Origin of the sequence: Marinobacter profundi (assembly GCF_002744715.1) — a bacterium.
Lineage (GTDB): Bacteria > Pseudomonadota > Gammaproteobacteria > Pseudomonadales > Oleiphilaceae > Marinobacter > Marinobacter profundi.
In genome coordinates this window covers 1-16,733 of record NZ_KZ319383.1, presented here as the reverse complement: position 1 = coordinate 16,733, position 16,733 = coordinate 1, and the positions used below count along the sequence as shown (strand labels likewise).

Here is a 16,733-nt window from a genome sequence, read left to right as displayed (position 1 = left end):
GTTTTGACCGCCTCCATGGGGTGAAACTCGCAGGACGGCACCTGCTTTAAAGCCGCAGCGTGGAAGATAAAGTCCACGCCCCGGGTAGCATTCAGAATGCTGCTGTAATCCCGTACATCGCCAATGTAGAACTTCAGCTTGGGATTGGCGTAGCGCTTGCGCATGTCATCCTGTTTTTTCTCATCCCGGCTGAAGATACGGATTTCTTCGATATCGGTATCCAGGAAGCGGTTGAGAACGGCATTACCGAAGGAGCCGGTGCCGCCGGTTATCAAAAGAGTGTTACCTGAAAACATAGCTAGTCCATAATCATATTAAATAAAAAACCGAGAACCTCAATTTGAGATCAAATACTGTGCTATCGCCCTGTACCAAATGAAAAATTTCCTCGGAAAACACTCAATTGAATATCCGAGCAATACTTACTATTCACAGAGAAACTTCCGAAACTGATCTAAAAAACCGAAAACAATTCGTCCCGGAACAAAAACGAAGAAATAAAAATAAGCATCAATAAAAAGGAAAAACGCATCCACCAGCCAACCAACGTTTCCCTGACAGACGCCAAAATCCACGCCGAAAATAATGCGACAAAAGGAACGAAATACAAGCCCAGCCTATCCATTAAACGAATCGAGCTTGCCATCCACAATAGCGCGCATAAGAAAACACAACCCCACATGCAAAGTGATCGAACATAAAGATAATTATCATGGGACTTCATTGCTTCAATTATCGCAACATTCTTCCCATAACGCATCACGAATCCCATTACCAGTACAAACGACCACACTGACATCGGCACCTTAATATTCAATAAAAGGTCAGTGTCATTATTAAAATTATTCAACTGCTTTATATCAAAGAACAAAAACGCATATAGAATTGTTTCATTAACAAGAACAGTCAGAGGCGACAACAAAACTCCAAAATAGAAAACTCTAAACCCTAAAAAAACATTAGATACAAAAAATGTCACCAGAAAAACAATAATGCTAGAGTTATGAACAAAAAATGCAATCAAACCAAGAACCGCATAAATTGAGTGGCGACCACGAAGCAGTGGAAAAACAGAAAACAAAAATAACGAAATTGCAATGGACTGCCTAATGCCAGACAATCCAAACGAGAATAAACCAAAGCAAACTACGACAAGAAAATACGTAAAATAACTTCGATTAGGAATCAACACCAACAATGAAGAAATTGCCAAATAATAAATATAGGATTGAAAAAAAAGAAACCCTTGAAAACTCACCCCAAGCTTCGAAAAAGCAATTAATAAATATGAAAAAATAAACTCGGTAGATCTAATAACTGGTTCCAAACTTTTCGCCCGCTCATACTCCTCACTATATCTAGCAGTATCAATCCCAACATCAACACTTCTAAGCGCAGTGATCAAAAACAACGGAAAAAATATAAACAGCGATTTTAGCCAAGCAGCCTCGAAATCGAGAATCGAAAATTTCTTGGCGTAAAGAAAAACTTCTCTTTGAAAAAAAAGAAAAACAGCCATATATGCTGCAAATACTACGGCAATTTCCAAATTACTACCCGCACGCCATACATGGAAAAAACGCCAAAAAACACGCAAAGCGGAGCATTATCAACACACCACTTTAGACATTAATAAAATCATAAAAAAGCCAGGCCAACCAACATCAAAGACAATCATCGTAAATATCTTCCCACTTCGACTTAAGCGAATCCACCCCGCCAAATTCTTTCATATAAACTTCCATATTCAGGGCAGCATCTTCATCGGAAAAAAACGCGAACTCATCTTTATCGCAGGTTAAAAGCTCATCTACATGATGAACCTTAAAACCAAACTCCTTCATGGAACGATACAGATTTCCCTTACAGTAGACCTTAACACCGCTGGCCAAACACGTAGTCAACGCAAACAACCCAGTTTGAATATCTGCACTCGTCACATAAACACCAACTGTTCTTAAAAGATCATGATAATCCTCTGTATTCATAAGATCCGTGAAATAATTAAATCTCTCACCAAAGACCGCAACACCCTTCTCAATAACGGACTTAATATAGGTTGGATCACCGTACGCCAATGGACAAATTATGTCAGAATCTGGCCCGACCTTATCTATAATTAGCTCAAAGGACTTAAAATGATTATTGTGGGGCCACCCGCTATGAGAGACAAGTATTTTATTTCTAGCCCTCGAACTTCTAAAACTACCTACCTCTATATATCTCCTGCGCTTTATATAATTTATATGCAACGCCTGGTCACCATAATTCTTAAAGCAAATTTCATAATCGCCATGAGATAATGTGATTATTCTTCTACAATTAAGCAAAATCTTTCTATAAATCAATCCCCAAGCTTTACTTGGGGCATAAAAGTCACCACTGCCCCATGCGACTAAAACCATCCTCGCCAAAACATTCCGGCGGAAAATATAGAAAAACAAGAGCAGCAAAAAATACTTTCTGAAAGGGGAGACTGTCCCATGGACCAGGAAAACGTCCCTATTCCTCATCATGAGCATCAATAAATCAAAAAAGGTCCGAACATACAGAAAATTACACCCATCACTTACCAAATCATCATAGACCTTTTCCTCCAGAACCTTATCTTTTGACCCTAGAAAACTTATGATGAACTTATGCTCATGCCTCGGCTCACGATTTTCCATAATTCCAAGCATGATATTCGGATTCAAATGGATGTTCTTTGAATCAAACAAGTGATTTACGTTTTTAGATTTCATCTTTCACGACTAACCGAAGTGCATTAAGAACATTCATAAGGAAAAACTCTCAAAGCCAAAACACAAGCCAAAAATTATTCAAGGTATCGACTGATCGACTACGCAGAGGGAATACCAGCAAATTTTTTATCCAACCAACTACGCCCTTTGCGCAACAAAAGGGCGGCACCCTCGGCACGAATTAGCACGCTCAGCAAAAGGTACGCTGCAACACCAATGCCGCTTGCAGCTACGAATAGACCAACCGAAGCATCCACCATCTTTCCCGCAATTGACCAGGCAACCCAACCAGCTATACATGATGCAAGCACCGGCTTTAGTACATCTCTAAGCTGCGCACCTAACGGATAGCCAATGAGGCGTGCAGAATAATAAGTATTAGGCACCAAAGCCAGCGCAGATCCAATTACCTGACTAACAACAATACCAATCACACCAAAAGGTATCGCCCCAAATAACAAAGCCAAATTGACCGCTTTCTTGAGTAAACCAACTTTCAAAACCAGATCTGATCGGCCTTTTACATTCAATAAACTCACATTCAGTGAATGGAGTGGAAAAAGCGCCCCGACCACGCACAATAGCTGTAAATAAGGCACCGCGCCTTGCCACCGAGCATCAAACAGCAATCCGAACAACGGTGATGCTAGGCCCGCAAGCAGAGCCATGATGGGTGCCACCAGGAACATCATCAACTGCAGGACTTGACGATATTTGTGCCTGAGCATTTCGTTGTCGTCTTGCAACGTGGACAAGGCGGGGAACGTTGCTTGCTGAACCGCTCCCGTAAAATGCTGCGAAATCAAGTTGGTCACTTTTTTGGCAAAGAAGTACAAACCAGTGACTTCTGCACTGAAGAAGCGGCCGATAACCAGAACGTAAGAGTTCTGAAAGGAAATCTCCAAAATTCCTTCTGCGAGAAGATTACGGCCAAATTTAAAGAGGCGAAAGAAGGACTCGAAACTAAACGTTAAAGTTGGTCTCCAGTTACTTGCCAACCACATAATCGCGGATGTTATGAATGCTTGACTGAGCATCATAACCACCAGGCTCCAGACGCCCCATCCGAGATAGGCCGCAGAGACAGCTAGAATCCCAGACCCAAGTGCAGCGATACTGTTGGCTTTCATCTGAGATTTGAAATTCATCTCCCGACTCAGAACAGCTGTTTGTACCACCCTCGTCGCATTAATAAATACGACCAATCCCATGACCTGAACAAGCGAAGTTAGTTCCGGCTGTTTATAGAAACCAGCCACATAGGGGGCTCCAAAAAACAGCACCCCATATGCACAACCACTCAAGACCAAGTTTGTATAGAAAACCGTCGTTAGATCTGTGTCTGAAACTGACTTGCTTCGGATCAACGCCTGCCCAAGTCCTGAATTGACAAACGCACTCGCCAACTCAAATACAACCGTCGCCATGGCAACAAGACCAAATGCTTCCGGTGCAAGTAACCGCGCAAGAAATAGCGTGAATACGGTTGTCGCACCTCGCGACAAGAATAAACTCACTAGATTCCATAGCACCCCAACTCCAATTTTACGGTTTATGCCTTTCATTCGGAGTGTTGCTCTCTAGTGGGGGGCTCAAACATCGATTAAATAGAACAGGGGCATAATTAATGCCCCTCGATCCTAACTTGATTTATCGGCCCAAAATAAAATCTACAATCTTCTCAGGCGTATCCAACCCCTCCGCTTCATCATCACTAATACTAACCCCAGCGGCCTCACCAACATCCATAATCACCAACATGATATCCAGTGAATCAACACCAAGATCCACAAGAGTTTTGTCCATCTTATCTTCAGACATTTCCAGATCTTCAACATTCTTTTCCAACATGGACATGACGATCTTTACGGCTTCTTCGCGATTCATAATATTTCCTATTAGCTTGATTTTACTTCTTCATAGATTGCGGTCGCCCAAGACAATCCAACACCGAAGCCTGACATAAGAATTCTTCGGGGCCTGTTATCGAGTTCTTCTTCCAACAGCAGCGGGATGGACGATGAAACAGTGTTTCCTGTTGCAGATAGCCGGATGGGGGCCTTTTCAGCAGGAATACCAGCTCTCTTGATGGTGTTCTCCAGCATAAAACGACTGCCCTGATGCAGCAGAAACAGGTCAATATCGTCAGCAGTCAATTCTGCGGATACCAGCGTGCGCTTGATCTGTTTTGGCACATCCTGCAAGGCGAAATTGAACACGGCTCGGCCATTCATCTCCAGGCCATTGGCTGTTTTCTGGAGCGCATCACTGCCAGCGCCTTTGGTAGAAAATTTCGCTGTGGCTAGGGTGTAGCGTGGCGTTTCACTAATCAAGGTAACGGATGCAGCATCTCCAAACAGTAAGCACGTGTTTTTATCGTCATGATCAAGGATTCGGGAATAAGGGTCACAGGTAAAAAACAATCCCCTTTTCATCCGGTTCGCAGCCATGAAAGACTGAATCACACTCAAACCGTACACATACCCGGAGCATCCCAGCCCAATATCAAAGCAAGCGCATTCTTCCGGTAGCTCAAGAGCAGCGTGAACCAAAGCTGAGTTATGCGGCAAGCCACCCTTATCCGGATTCTGAGTACACAAAACCACGCACTCAATCTCTGACTTGTCGATATTTGCTTTTCCACAAAGACGATCAAAGGCAGCAACGCAGGCGCTGACAACACTGTCCGTATCTTCAAACCGCGGCAAAGTTGCTACGCCAATTTTCTGCTCGACAAACTCCCGGTCTGTCTCAAAGCGATCGGCCTGCTCCAGATTATCGACCCTGCCCTTCGGGAGGTAACTCGCTACAGACTGAATCCCTAACATGAGTGGCTCCTTAGTTGTTCTAATGTGTCACGAAAAGTACATGTCAGCGATTTTCTCGCCATTAACGAGGACATCGCTGCAAGTAAGTCTTGTCCCCACCTGCTTGGTGATGCGAAGCTCTACTTTCTCCATCGCGGGGATGGGAAACCGACCATCATAACGAGAGAAGACCCATTTCTTGGAGCTATCCAGGCATTCGAGGTGCATTTTCTTGCAGAGCGACACAAGCAATTCAATTCTGTCCACATGGTGTGGATGATTCTGAACGATAGCCTTATCCCCTACGATTGAGCCACGGCAAGCTTCGGGCTCATCAAAGTCCTGGCGTACCGCCTCCTCTTCGATTTCAGCCGCCGCGTTAATACACATCGAGTAACTCTCACCATCAGGCCCAGCGATTTTAGCGACTACCGCATCTGCTGCCGTTGGTGCACGCTCGTCCAGTATACAAACCGGGTTGTGAGTCATATGTTTGAATGACACATTGATCTTTCCCTCTGCCAATCCTTTCTGACCGGCCGCGTCAATCAATGCATTGAACAAGCTGGTTCCGTGGACATAATTTCGGTTCCCCTTGAACGCAAACTTCAGCACTTCCGACATAACAACTCCTAACCTACCGCTTGGGACCAGTTTTCAGGCCAACCATTCGCTTGGCGGGATTACCGAACATCGAATGATTCGGCTCAACATTTTTTACCACAACGCTACCCATGCCCAGCGAGGCTTGCGTGCCAATCACCAGATTGTCCCGAACACTGACGCCCATTGCGACAGTCGCTCCAGCGTGAACCGTGGTATGGCCACCCAGCAATGAGCCTACAGACATCCAAACCCCATCCTCGACAACCGCGCCATGGCCTACGTTACACAAATTGCCAATCACCACATCGTTCCCTATAAATGTGGAGGTCAGAATGCCACCGGCAATCACGGCATTTGCACCAATTTCAGTGTTGTCACCAATAGAAACACCACCCACATGGGGAAACTTGAGCAGTCGTCCGTCAGCTGCCCGGTATACCGTCACGCCGTCGCTGCCAATAACCACGTTTTCCCGAATGACAGTATTCCTGCCAATTCGTGAGCCACGCTTGATGACGGCTCCGGCACAGATGACACTGCCTGAACCAACCTCGACGCCAGGCTCAATAACGGCTGAACTTGCAACCTGCGCTTCGCTCGAAATACTCGCTTCAGATGTAAAACCACGCCAGTGAGCATCTATCCCGACAGAATCAATTAACCAAGCCAACACATCCATAAACACAGCTCTTGGGTCTGAAACCACACAGAACTGGTTAGAACCTTGAATCGACTCATCCGGAAACCCATCGGTCAAAACCAAAGACTCCGTTAAGTCCGCACCTTTGCCATATTGTTCGCAGCTTGCAAAAACAAACTGTTTATGACCACCGGTACGGGAATCACAGGTACTCTCTAATTCCAGATCCACTGCACCCGATAGAAGGGATGGGCCAACAAGGTTTTCAACGAAGGCAATAATTTCTGAGGAATTCACCGGTGCTCTTAAAAAAGCACCTTTTGGACGCATAGTCACTGACACACCTCAAGGACCTTGCTGGAAATCATTTCAATCTCTGCCGAAGTCAACCCGGAGTAAATCGGCAAACAGACAATGCGTTCAGATAGTTTTCGGGATTCGAAGCACGTCATTGAGCTTGCCCCCAAGGACGTTACCGATTCCAGAGACGGGTAAAAGTAACGTCGTGCAAGAACATCCGATTCACGCAAGGAGGACATCAGGTCCATAACCCGAGCTTCGTTTTCCAGTGCTACAGGATAATAAGCATGATTTAAACTGGCACCACTTTGAATACGCTGTTTCTGCACCCTACCCTTCAGAAGATGATCGTAGCTTTCAGTAACCGATTGGCGGTCTCCGCTAATTTGCTCCATCTCATCAAGCACACACAGGCCCATCGCCGCTTGCAGCTCATTCATCTTGGCGTTGATGCCCGGTTCTTCAATGCACTCAGGCCCCGCAAGGCCGAAATTGATCATTCTTCTGGCCCGCTCCAGATCTTCCTTGCGCTTGAAGATAATGGCCCCACCCTCGCCTGTGTGGAACAGTTTGGTGGCATGGAAGCTGAGCGTGGCCGCATCGCCGTGTTTGAGCAGGCTTTCGCCTTTGTAGTTCACACCGAAAGCGTGGGAGGCATCGTAGATGACTTTTAGCTTGTACTTTTGGGCGATGGTATCAATGGCTTCGATATCACAGGCATTGCCAAAAACATGTACGGGTACGATTGCCCGTGTGTTCGGGGTAATGGCCGCTTCGATGTTCGCCGGGTTCAGACACCAACTGTTCGGATCTATGTCTGCGAATACGGGCTGCACACCGTCCCATTTCAGAGAACTGGCGGTAGCAATGAAGGTAAACGGGGTGGTGACAGCTTCCGGCTGTTCGCCAGGGGGGGTATCGCTCACACCCAGGGCGCGGTAAGCAATTTGCAGTGCCAGGGTGCCGTTGGCGACCAGTAACAGGTTTTCAACGCCCAGATAGTCTTCCAGCCGCTGGGTGAGCTCCTGTACCAGCTGGCCGTTGTTGGTTAACCATTGGCGTTCATAGATGCCGTCTATGTATTTACTGAGCTTTTCCCGGCTGGGTAAATAGGGTTTAGTTACCGGAATCATCGTGCGTCTTCCAGAAGATCCTGCAGGTATTCGCCGTAGCCATTTTTCTTCAGCTGGGTGGCTTGGGCTTGTAATTTCTCGTGAGTCAGCCAGCCTTGGTTGAAGGCAATCTCTTCCAGGCACGCGATCTTGTAGCCCTGACGTTTCTCGATGGTTTCTACAAACTGTGCTGCTTCCAGCAGGCTTTCGTGGGTGCCTGTGTCCAGCCAGGCGAAGCCTCGGCCCAGCAACTCTACGTTCAGATTGCCCTGTTCCAGATAGGCCCGGTTTACGCAAGTGATTTCCAGTTCGCCGCGGTGGCTGGGTTCTACCTGCTTGGCAATGTCTACCACGCTGTTGTCGTAGAAGTAGAGGCCGGTTACGGCGTAGTGGGATTTCGGGTGATCCGGCTTTTCTTCAATGGAGATGGCGCGTTTATTTTCGTCAAACTCTACCACACCGAAGCGTTCCGGGTCTTTTACCTGATAACCGAATACGGTGGCGCCTTCAGTGCGCTGGGCAGCCAGTTTCAGCTTGGGAGTGAAACCTTGGCCGTAAAAGATATTGTCACCCAGCACCAGGCACACGCTGTCGCTACCAATGAACTCTTCACCAATGATAAAGGCTTGCGCCAGTCCATCCGGGCTTGGCTGTATCTCGTAGCTGAGGTTAATGCCGAATTGTTCGCCGGTACCGAGTGCGCGCTTGAAGCCAGCCTGATCCTCCGGGGTGGTGATGATGAGAATATCCCGAATTCCCGCCAGCATGAGCACAGAAAGCGGGTAATAGATCATTGGCTTGTCGTACACCGGCAGCAGTTGTTTGGAAGTGCCAAGTGTTATTGGGTAAAGGCGTGTGCCGGAGCCGCCTGCCAGTATTATTCCTTTCATACGGTTACCCCCAATCGTTCTCTCTGGTAGCTGCCGTCCTGAACCCGTTGGCACCACTCCAGATTATCCAGGTACCACTGTACCGTTTTGCGGATGCCGGTTTCGAAGGTTTCTTCCGGAGTCCAGCCGAGCTCCTTCTGGATCTTACTGGCGTCGATGGCGTAGCGCATGTCATGGCCGGGGCGGTCTTTAACGTTGGTGACCAGGTCCCTATAGCTCCGTTCCCGGGGGCGGAGATCCTGGAGGATGTCGCAAATGGTGTGGACCACTTCGATGTTCTGTTTTTCGTTGTGGCCGCCGATATTATAGGTTTCGCCGGGTTGGCCTTCGGTAACGACTTTGTAGAGCGCGCGAGCGTGGTCTTCCACAAACAGCCAGTCCCGGATCTGGTCGCCCTTGCCGTAAACTGGCAACGGCTTGCCTTCCAGGGCGTTGAGGATCATCAACGGGATAAGCTTTTCCGGGAAGTGGTAGGGGCCGTAGTTGTTGGAGCAGTTGGTGACCAGCACAGGTAAGCCATAGGTGCGCTGCCAGGCACGAACCAGGTGGTCCGAACTGGCTTTGCTGGCCGAGTAAGGGCTGCTGGGGGCGTAAGCGGTTTGTTCGGTGAACAGATGCTCTGCCGCATTGGCGGATTCATTAGGGTGCGGGAGATCGCCGTAGACTTCATCAGTGCTGATGTGGTGAAAGCGAAAGTTGGCCTTTTTCCCTGGTGCCATGGCCTGCCAATACTGGCGAGCCGCTTCCAGCAAGGTGTAGGTGCCTACAATATTAGTTTCGATAAACTCTGCCGGGCCGTCGATGGACCGATCCACGTGGCTTTCGGCCGCCAAGTGCATAATGGCATCGGGCCGGTGGTGGGCCAGCACTCGGTCTACCTCGGCGCGGTTGCAGATATCGACGTGCTCGAAGGTGTAGCGTTCGCTGCTGCTTACCTCAGCCAGGCTTTCGAGGTTGCCCGCATAGGTGAGTTTGTCGAGATTGACCACCTCATTACCGGTATTGGTGAGGACGTAACGGATGACGGCGGAGCCAATGAAGCCGGCGCCGCCGGTTATAAGTATTTTCATAGATTGGAGATGGCTGGTTTCGATGTTCAAAAGGTGGGCCGCTCCCTTCTGGCGCGGTCCTCATAGGGAGAGTGGTAATTCATTCGGCCTGAGTATTCGCCAGGCTATCCCGCACCAGTACGATAAATTCAGAGAAGAACGCCAGAAACACTCCACCCATTACGCCGAGAATAACACCTAGAACAACAATCAACGCTTTCGATGGCCCTTTGCCATCGATGCTTTGCCGACTGGTTACCAGGCTTTGAGCTGGCTTCAATGACTCTATGTCGCTTTCGAGCTCAGCTTGCCTCTGAATGGCTGACGCCAGTGCAGCGGCACTGTTCTCACTGCTTTCCAGTGACTGTAGTGACTCAACCACTTTGCCTTGTGAGGCTATGCGGCTTTCAAGAACTTTGCGTGAGCGTTCTATGAGTTGCCGCTGTCGTTCAATCACACTGTTGATAAGACTTGTGTGCAACTCCTTCACAAGTGTGGCCTGCTGCTCGGTGGTTTCTGTCGAAAGTTTTATGAGGCCGGTATCCTTAGGGTTGGACACCTTGACTTTGAACGGTAGCCTCCGCTCATTGACCTGCGCGAAGGTGGCGGCTTCTTCGGGAATCCACCGATTCTCCAGTGTCGCTACAACAGCGCCGGGTTCTTCAAGATATTCACCTTCGCCGTCTTCAGCCAACTGCAACAAGCTGACGTATTCATACTTTGCCGGGGTCATCACGGCGTAAGTCACCGCCAGCAAAGTCATGACGAGGAACGTTACGTAAAATACCCAGCGGCGGCGTACGAAGGTGGCAGCCAGGTCCACAAGGCTCATTTCGTCATTGTACTTGCGTCTGTTATCCAGCGTGTTGCTCATTAAAGTAACCTTTCGCATCCCGAAGGTGTTGTTATCTCAGGCACGCTACCGCCCCACCATCCCGATCTGGTGTGTTGAGGCGATAGCAGTATAGTGATCGGAGGCGACGGATTTTACGCTAACTCTGACTGAGTTTCAGTTACGGGAAGTTATTAGGTGGTGGCCAAAGGGGGCGGACCGCTGATTTTGGGGTCGCAGCGTAACCGTGTTGGACAAAGCTGTGCTGGAGCGCCGAGGCCTTTTGGACCACGGAGTTGAAGATTACCCCCACACGCCGATTTCATTCTGCTCGAAACGGCGCGTGGTGAGCGCAGGGCTGGAACAGACCTTCGAAATCATTACCGGCACCCCAAAACGCAAAAAGCGCTGATGTGCCTGTCCGCACTCAGCGAACAGGCACAAAAACGCTTCCCGATAAGACAGGGGTTGATTCAGCCGGCGACTTTACGTCTTCTGAACACCACCAACAACCGCCAGGCATGACTCAGCCCCCAGTCATACACCGTAAACAACCCGATGAATGCGGTGAACATGAACCACTCCGGCAGCTGGAAGAATTCGCCGAGCAAGCCGATGGCGGCGAGCAGGAGGGCGATGCCGGTGATCATGATCAGGGCTTCCCGATCGGAGAAACCGGCGCGCATGAAGATGTGGTGGAGGTGTTCGCGGTCCGGCTTCATCACGGACTGGCCCTTGCGGGCGCGGCGGACCATGATGGCGACCATGTCCATCAGCGGCAGCGCGATCAGCCACAGGGCGGTGACCGGGCGGAAGGCCATCGCGCCCGGCTGGGTGCCGTTGACCAGCAGCCATACCACGGCAAAGCCGATGAACATGGAACCGGCGTCGCCCATGAAGATTTTTTTGCGGAACGGAGGGATGCGCAGGTTGGCCATCAGATAGGGCAACAACGCAAAGGCGATGCCCAGGGACAGCGCCAGCTCCAGGTTAAAGCCGGCGGACGCCGCAAACAGAATGGCCAGTGACAGCAACGCCACCAGGGACAGACTGCCGGCCAGGCCGTCGATGCCGTCCACCATATTGAAGGCATTGGTCGCGCCAATCACCGCGGCGATCGTCACCAGCGGGCCCAGCATTCCGAGATTGATCGCGCCAAAACCAAACAGGTTACCGAAAGACTCCAGCGACACCCCGGAACCGAACGTCAGCAATGCCCCCAGCGCCACCTGGGCACCCAAACGGAATTTTGCGGGCAAGTCCCGGGCATCGTCCACCGCGCCCATAACCACCAACAGCGCAGCGCACACCAGGAACAGACCATACCCTTCAGCCAGCGGCATACCCGCCAACCAGGCGATACTCAACCCCAAAAACGCACTCAGCCCCCCGACCAGCGGAACGGCCCCCTTGTGCACCTTACGGTGATCCGGCCGGTCGAGAAGATCCACCCGAATCGCCATCGGCTTGAGCACGAACAGCGAGAGCAGCGCAATAAATCCAGAGAGAAGGCCCGTAGTGCTAGCCGCTTCCATGTGAGAATCTCTTGAAAAGTAAAAGGCCAAAGAAAAGAAATGCCGGACATCCGGTCCCGGTACTACCAGGGGACAGACCTTAGGTCTTTCCCCAACCACCCAAGGCGTAACGATAGGTTCCAAAGTATACAGAACAAATGACAGAACTGTGACCGGCCTCGCAGGATTTGACACTCTTTCACGACCAAGGTCTAAGCCATTGAAAGGCCGTCGTGAGGTAGGGTCAGGCCGAAGGTCGGTCCCCGAGAGCACCCGACATCTACCTCCCCACCCAACGCCCCACGATCTCCTTAATCGCCCGACTACTCCCGTCCAACGCACTGGTGTCCGGCAACACATCACGCCACAGAGGCCTATCTTGCACCTCGTGGTCAGTCGCAGCGGGGATGACGGTCAGGCCCTGGGCTTCGAATAGCGCTTTGGCCCGTGGCATGTGTAACGCAGAAGTGACCAGCAAAATTCGGTTAACGCCCTGTTTGGCCAGAATTGCTGCGGAGTATTCGGCGTTCTCCGTGGTGTTGCGGCTACGCTGCTCGAGCACCAGTGCCTCGGCGGGCACACCCAGGTCCCGCATAAACCGACTCATGGCTTCGGCTTCCGAGGTGGCGCTGTAGGCCGGGTCGCTGCCGCCGCTGAGCAACACCAGCGGCGCCTTGCCCGCGAGCAGTAACCGGGCGCCATACCACACCCGGTCCGAACCAGATTCCAGATTGGGATAAACCTCACCATAATCCGGTGGCGACACTCCGCCGCCCAGCACCACAATCGCCTGGGCCTCTGGCATGGCCTCAACCACAATCGCCGGGTGCTGGTTCTCAAGATAACCCCGCACCCAGTCACTGGCCATGGGCAGCGACCAGAACCATAACCAGAGCAGCGCTAACAAGCCCAACCCAAAGGCCAGGCGCCGCCGGCCCGTCAAAGCCAGAATTAATACGAGCAGACCACCAAAGAGAAACGCGCCCAAGGGTGAAAGCAATGCAATGACCAGTTTTGAAACGAAAAACACCAGGAAAATCCTTTCATCTAAACTTCCGTGGGGACAGACCATAGGCCAGTTCCCTTAACGCACCGCAATCTGCACATGCGTTCGTTCTTTCAAGGCAGATCCCTCAAAAAGGGCGTCACCTTCCTCGAACACACCATATACGGTGTTAAAAGCAGACAGTTCTTGCACTTCTCGTAATTAATGCAGGTAATTGATCTATGCACAGATCAGGGTATTGTTCTGCGATATCGCATTCCTGGGCAATGACTCTCCGCCCTAGTCAACCGCCCGCTAATAACTAGCTACCCAGAAATAAATGCCAGAGCCGAGCCAGAGTACACATCACTTTCGGCCAGCGGACTGACCTCAAGCCTGCCCCAAACCAAAAACACCACATTCAAGCTGATAGCAGAAATCATGCGGCAAACAGAATCCCCCTCAGTTTTCAGGCACCCCACCATCCAAAGCCCCAACGATCTGCTCAACCGCTTTCTCAGGAGCAAAAAGCCTCTGATAAAGCCCCCGGCAACGCCCCGGTAACGTGTCGTCACCCCCACACTGATCGATCAGCGCTTCCGCCGCGCGGACAAGTGCCTCTAACGAATCATCCGTCGCCACAGCCCCAACCCGTTCCTTGCGAATCATGCCAACAAGGTCATTACCCTCGTTAATCTTAGCCAGTACGGGCAACCCACTTTGCACGTAGGTCAGAAACTTACCGGGAATGTTGTGGGTTTTGTGTTTGGGATGCAGGGCCACCAACCCTACGTCGCACTGGGCGTATAACCCGGGTATTTCATCCGGGTCTATCTCATCATGAAACAGCACATTATCAAGCCCGCGGGCTTTGGCATCCGCCGCCAGCTTTTGTGCGTCACTGCCCCGCCCTACAAACAAAAAGCCGATATCGCTTCGCGTTTTCAGCTGCTCCGCCAGGTCAAGCAGCACATCCATACCCTGCGCCACGCCCATATTGCCGGCGTAAACTAACACCCGCCGGCCGGCCAGGCTGGTTTTCGCAAGATCAATGGTGCATTGCCCTACCGGCGCATCCGCCAGCCAGTTCTGCAGTACTTCCAGCTTGCGGCCAGGCTTTTGAATCCAGTGGTCAAAGTACACTGAGTTGCCCGCTGTCTGAATGCCAATGACATCGGCCACCGAATACTGGTAATTCGCAACCGCACGGAAAAAACGATACGGCAGCCCGCGCCCCATCAGCCCCATATCCACGGCCCATTCCGGGAAAATATCGCGAATAATCAAGTAGCCCTTACAAGCACCGGCTTTTTTCAGGGCGTTGGCAATTGGGCCAAAAAAGATCGACGGCGCATACCACACAACCCCATCCCACCGCTCATTGGCCAAGGGACTCTTGCGCAGGTTGCGCAGCATGGCGTAAGGCATGAGGAATTCGCCAATCGTCCGGCGAACGTAATCAATATCCTTGGTTTTCGGGGCCCGCAGCCGCAGTACCCGCACCCCGCCAAAATCCTCAAGCGCCCATGGCTGCTCAAGGTCTGAACTGGGCAAAAGTACGGTAAGCTCATGCCCCTTCCGCACAAACTCCCGCGACAAATCCCTTAACTGAACCGCTCCGGACGTCCGCAACGGCGGAAAGGTGTCTGCAATCAGAACCAGCTTCATGAACCTTCCTGCCTCAATACTGCTTCCAAACCGTCTGCATCACATAATCCCGATAACTGTGGATTATCCGCACCACCTTCTCCGCCACATTCGGCATGCTGTAGTCGCCGACCAGGCGCAATGAGCGTTCCTCACCCCGACTCTGAGTTTCCAGAATGGCCAGGCCTTGCAGCACCCGTTCGGTGCTCAGACCTACCATCATGGCGGCGGTTTCTTCCATGCCCTCGGGGCGCTCGTGGGCTTCGCGGATGTTCAGGGCCGGGAAGTTGAGGATGGAGGCTTCCTCGTTGATGGTGCCGCTGTCAGACAACACCGCCTTGGCGCTCAGTTGCAGCTTGTTGTAATCCTTGAAGCCCAGCGGTTTCAGCAGGCGCACGTTCTGGTGGAACTGCACACCCATGGCATCCACCCGCTTCTGGGTGCGGGGATGGGTGGAGACAATCACCGGGTAGCCGTATTGCTCGGCCACAGCGTTCAGGGTGTCCACCAGGGCCAGGAAGTTCCTGTCGGAATCCACGTTCTCTTCCCGGTGAGCGCTCACCACAAAGAACTTGCCCTCTTCCAGCCCCAGCCGCTCCAGTACGTCCGAGCCGTCAATGCCGTCGCGGAAGTAATTCAGCACTTCAAACATCGGGCTGCCGGTTTTGATCACGCGGTCGGGCGGCAGGCCTTCACGCAGCAGGTAATCCCGGGCGATGGTGCTGTAGGCCAGGTTGATGTCGGCGGTGTGGTCCACGATGCGGCGGTTGATTTCTTCCGGTACCCGCATATCAAAGCAGCGGTTGCCGGCTTCCATGTGGAAAGTGGGAATCTTGCGACGCTTGGCCGGAATCACCGCCATGCAGCTGTTGGTATCGCCCAGCACCAGCAGGGCCTCTGGCTGCACCTCGGCCAGTACCTTATCCACCGCAATGATCACATTACCGATGGTTTCCGCACCGGTGGCGCCGGCGGCGCTCAGGAAATGGTCCGGCTTGCGGATGCCCAGGTCCTGGAAGAAGATTTCGTTCAGCTCGAAATCGTAGTTCTGGCCGGTGTGCACCAGTATGTGCTCGCAGTGCTCATCCAGGGCGGCCATCACCCGGGACAGGCGAATAATCTCCGGCCGGGTGCCGACCACGGTCATGACTTTCAGTTTTTTCATGGCAATTCCAGATTCGGTCAGGCTTCGGTACCCACCGGGCACGCAAAGGTATCCGGGTTGTCCCGGTCAAAAATTTCATTGGCCCAGAGCATGCACACCAGCTCGTCGTCGCCCACGTTGGTGATGTCGTGGGTCCAGCCGGGTACGGTTTCCACAATCTCCGGCTTGGCGCCGTCAGTGAACAGCTCGTAGAACTCCCCGGTGAGCACGTGGCGAAAGCGGAAGCAGGCCTTGCCCTTGATCACCAGAAACTTCTCGGTTTTCGAGTGGTGGTAATGACCGCCACGGGTGATGCCCGGGTGGGCAGTGAAGAAGGAGAACTGGCCGGCGTCCGGGGTTTTCAGCATTTCCACAAACACTCCGCGCTCGTCGCCATGCTGGGGCACCGCGTAGGTGAAGCGCTCCGGCGGCAGATAGCTGACGTAGGTGGAATACAGCGCCC

17 protein-coding genes are annotated in these 16,733 nt (G+C 51.4%); all 17 read right to left on the bottom strand.

The window, feature by feature from the left end; all coding sequences use genetic code 11:
• On the bottom strand, window positions 1-296 hold a 296-nt coding region (locus CLH61_RS17995; protein WP_143752184.1), incomplete at its 3' end, for a polysaccharide biosynthesis protein.
• Between the two features lie 158 nt (window positions 297-454).
• Window positions 455-1,549, bottom strand: a complete 1,095-nt coding sequence (locus CLH61_RS17990) for an EpsG family protein (protein WP_099616084.1) — start codon at window positions 1,547-1,549, stop codon at window positions 455-457.
• 115 nt (window positions 1,550-1,664) lie between these two features.
• The gene (locus CLH61_RS17985) at window positions 1,665-2,744 is read right to left on the bottom strand and encodes a TDP-N-acetylfucosamine:lipid II N-acetylfucosaminyltransferase family protein (protein WP_099616083.1); all 1,080 of its coding nucleotides are present in this window, start codon (window positions 2,742-2,744) and stop codon (window positions 1,665-1,667) included.
• Between the two features lie 98 nt (window positions 2,745-2,842).
• Complete coding sequence (locus CLH61_RS17980) at window positions 2,843-4,309, bottom strand: lipopolysaccharide biosynthesis protein (protein WP_099616082.1); 1,467 nt, start codon at window positions 4,307-4,309, stop codon at window positions 2,843-2,845.
• 85 nt (window positions 4,310-4,394) lie between these two features.
• Window positions 4,395-4,631 (bottom strand): phosphopantetheine-binding protein, encoded by a 237-nt coding sequence (locus tag CLH61_RS17975; RefSeq protein WP_099616081.1) that lies wholly within the window; start codon window positions 4,629-4,631, stop codon window positions 4,395-4,397.
• A gap of 11 nt (window positions 4,632-4,642) precedes the next feature.
• Window positions 4,643-5,572 (bottom strand): ketoacyl-ACP synthase III, encoded by a 930-nt coding sequence (locus CLH61_RS17970; protein ID WP_099616080.1) that lies wholly within the window; start codon window positions 5,570-5,572, stop codon window positions 4,643-4,645.
• A gap of 27 nt (window positions 5,573-5,599) precedes the next feature.
• Window positions 5,600-6,175: a hypothetical protein gene (locus tag CLH61_RS17965; protein WP_099616079.1), complete on the bottom strand. Its 576-nt coding sequence runs from the start codon at window positions 6,173-6,175 to the stop codon at window positions 5,600-5,602.
• A 13-nt stretch (window positions 6,176-6,188) separates the two neighbouring features.
• Window positions 6,189-7,127 carry an LbetaH domain-containing protein gene (locus CLH61_RS17960; RefSeq protein ID WP_099616078.1) on the bottom strand — a complete coding sequence of 313 codons (939 nt, stop codon included), beginning with the start codon at window positions 7,125-7,127 and terminating at the stop codon, window positions 6,189-6,191.
• A gap of 2 nt (window positions 7,128-7,129) precedes the next feature.
• Window positions 7,130-8,230 (bottom strand): DegT/DnrJ/EryC1/StrS family aminotransferase, encoded by a 1,101-nt coding sequence (locus CLH61_RS17955; RefSeq protein ID WP_099616077.1) that lies wholly within the window; start codon window positions 8,228-8,230, stop codon window positions 7,130-7,132.
• Window positions 8,227-9,099, bottom strand: a complete 873-nt coding sequence (gene rfbA, locus CLH61_RS17950; RefSeq protein ID WP_099616076.1) for a glucose-1-phosphate thymidylyltransferase RfbA — start codon at window positions 9,097-9,099, stop codon at window positions 8,227-8,229. The genes CLH61_RS17955 and rfbA overlap by 4 nt, the downstream gene beginning before the upstream one ends.
• Window positions 9,096-10,169, bottom strand: coding sequence for a dTDP-glucose 4,6-dehydratase (rfbB, locus tag CLH61_RS17945; RefSeq protein ID WP_099616085.1), 1,074 nt, complete (start codon window positions 10,167-10,169; stop codon window positions 9,096-9,098). Before rfbB ends, rfbA begins: the two co-directional genes overlap by 4 nt.
• A gap of 79 nt (window positions 10,170-10,248) precedes the next feature.
• Entirely contained in the window at window positions 10,249-11,022 is a 774-nt protein-coding gene (locus tag CLH61_RS17940; RefSeq protein WP_170003782.1) for a Wzz/FepE/Etk N-terminal domain-containing protein, read from the bottom strand.
• A gap of 431 nt (window positions 11,023-11,453) precedes the next feature.
• The gene (gene wecA / locus CLH61_RS17935) at window positions 11,454-12,515 is read right to left on the bottom strand and encodes a UDP-N-acetylglucosamine--undecaprenyl-phosphate N-acetylglucosaminephosphotransferase (RefSeq protein ID WP_099616074.1); all 1,062 of its coding nucleotides are present in this window, start codon (window positions 12,513-12,515) and stop codon (window positions 11,454-11,456) included.
• 259 nt (window positions 12,516-12,774) lie between these two features.
• Window positions 12,775-13,524 (bottom strand): YdcF family protein, encoded by a 750-nt coding sequence (locus tag CLH61_RS17930; protein WP_228152697.1) that lies wholly within the window; start codon window positions 13,522-13,524, stop codon window positions 12,775-12,777.
• Window positions 13,525-13,941: 417 nt separating this feature from the next.
• The gene (locus CLH61_RS17925; protein WP_099616072.1) at window positions 13,942-15,147 is read right to left on the bottom strand and encodes a glycosyltransferase family 4 protein; all 1,206 of its coding nucleotides are present in this window, start codon (window positions 15,145-15,147) and stop codon (window positions 13,942-13,944) included.
• A 13-nt stretch (window positions 15,148-15,160) separates the two neighbouring features.
• On the bottom strand, window positions 15,161-16,291 hold the full coding sequence (gene wecB, locus CLH61_RS17920; protein ID WP_099616071.1) for a non-hydrolyzing UDP-N-acetylglucosamine 2-epimerase: 1,131 nt from the start codon (window positions 16,289-16,291) through the stop codon (window positions 15,161-15,163).
• A 17-nt stretch (window positions 16,292-16,308) separates the two neighbouring features.
• The coding region (locus CLH61_RS17915; protein ID WP_143752183.1) for a polysaccharide biosynthesis C-terminal domain-containing protein at window positions 16,309-16,733 on the bottom strand (425 nt) is incomplete at its 5' end.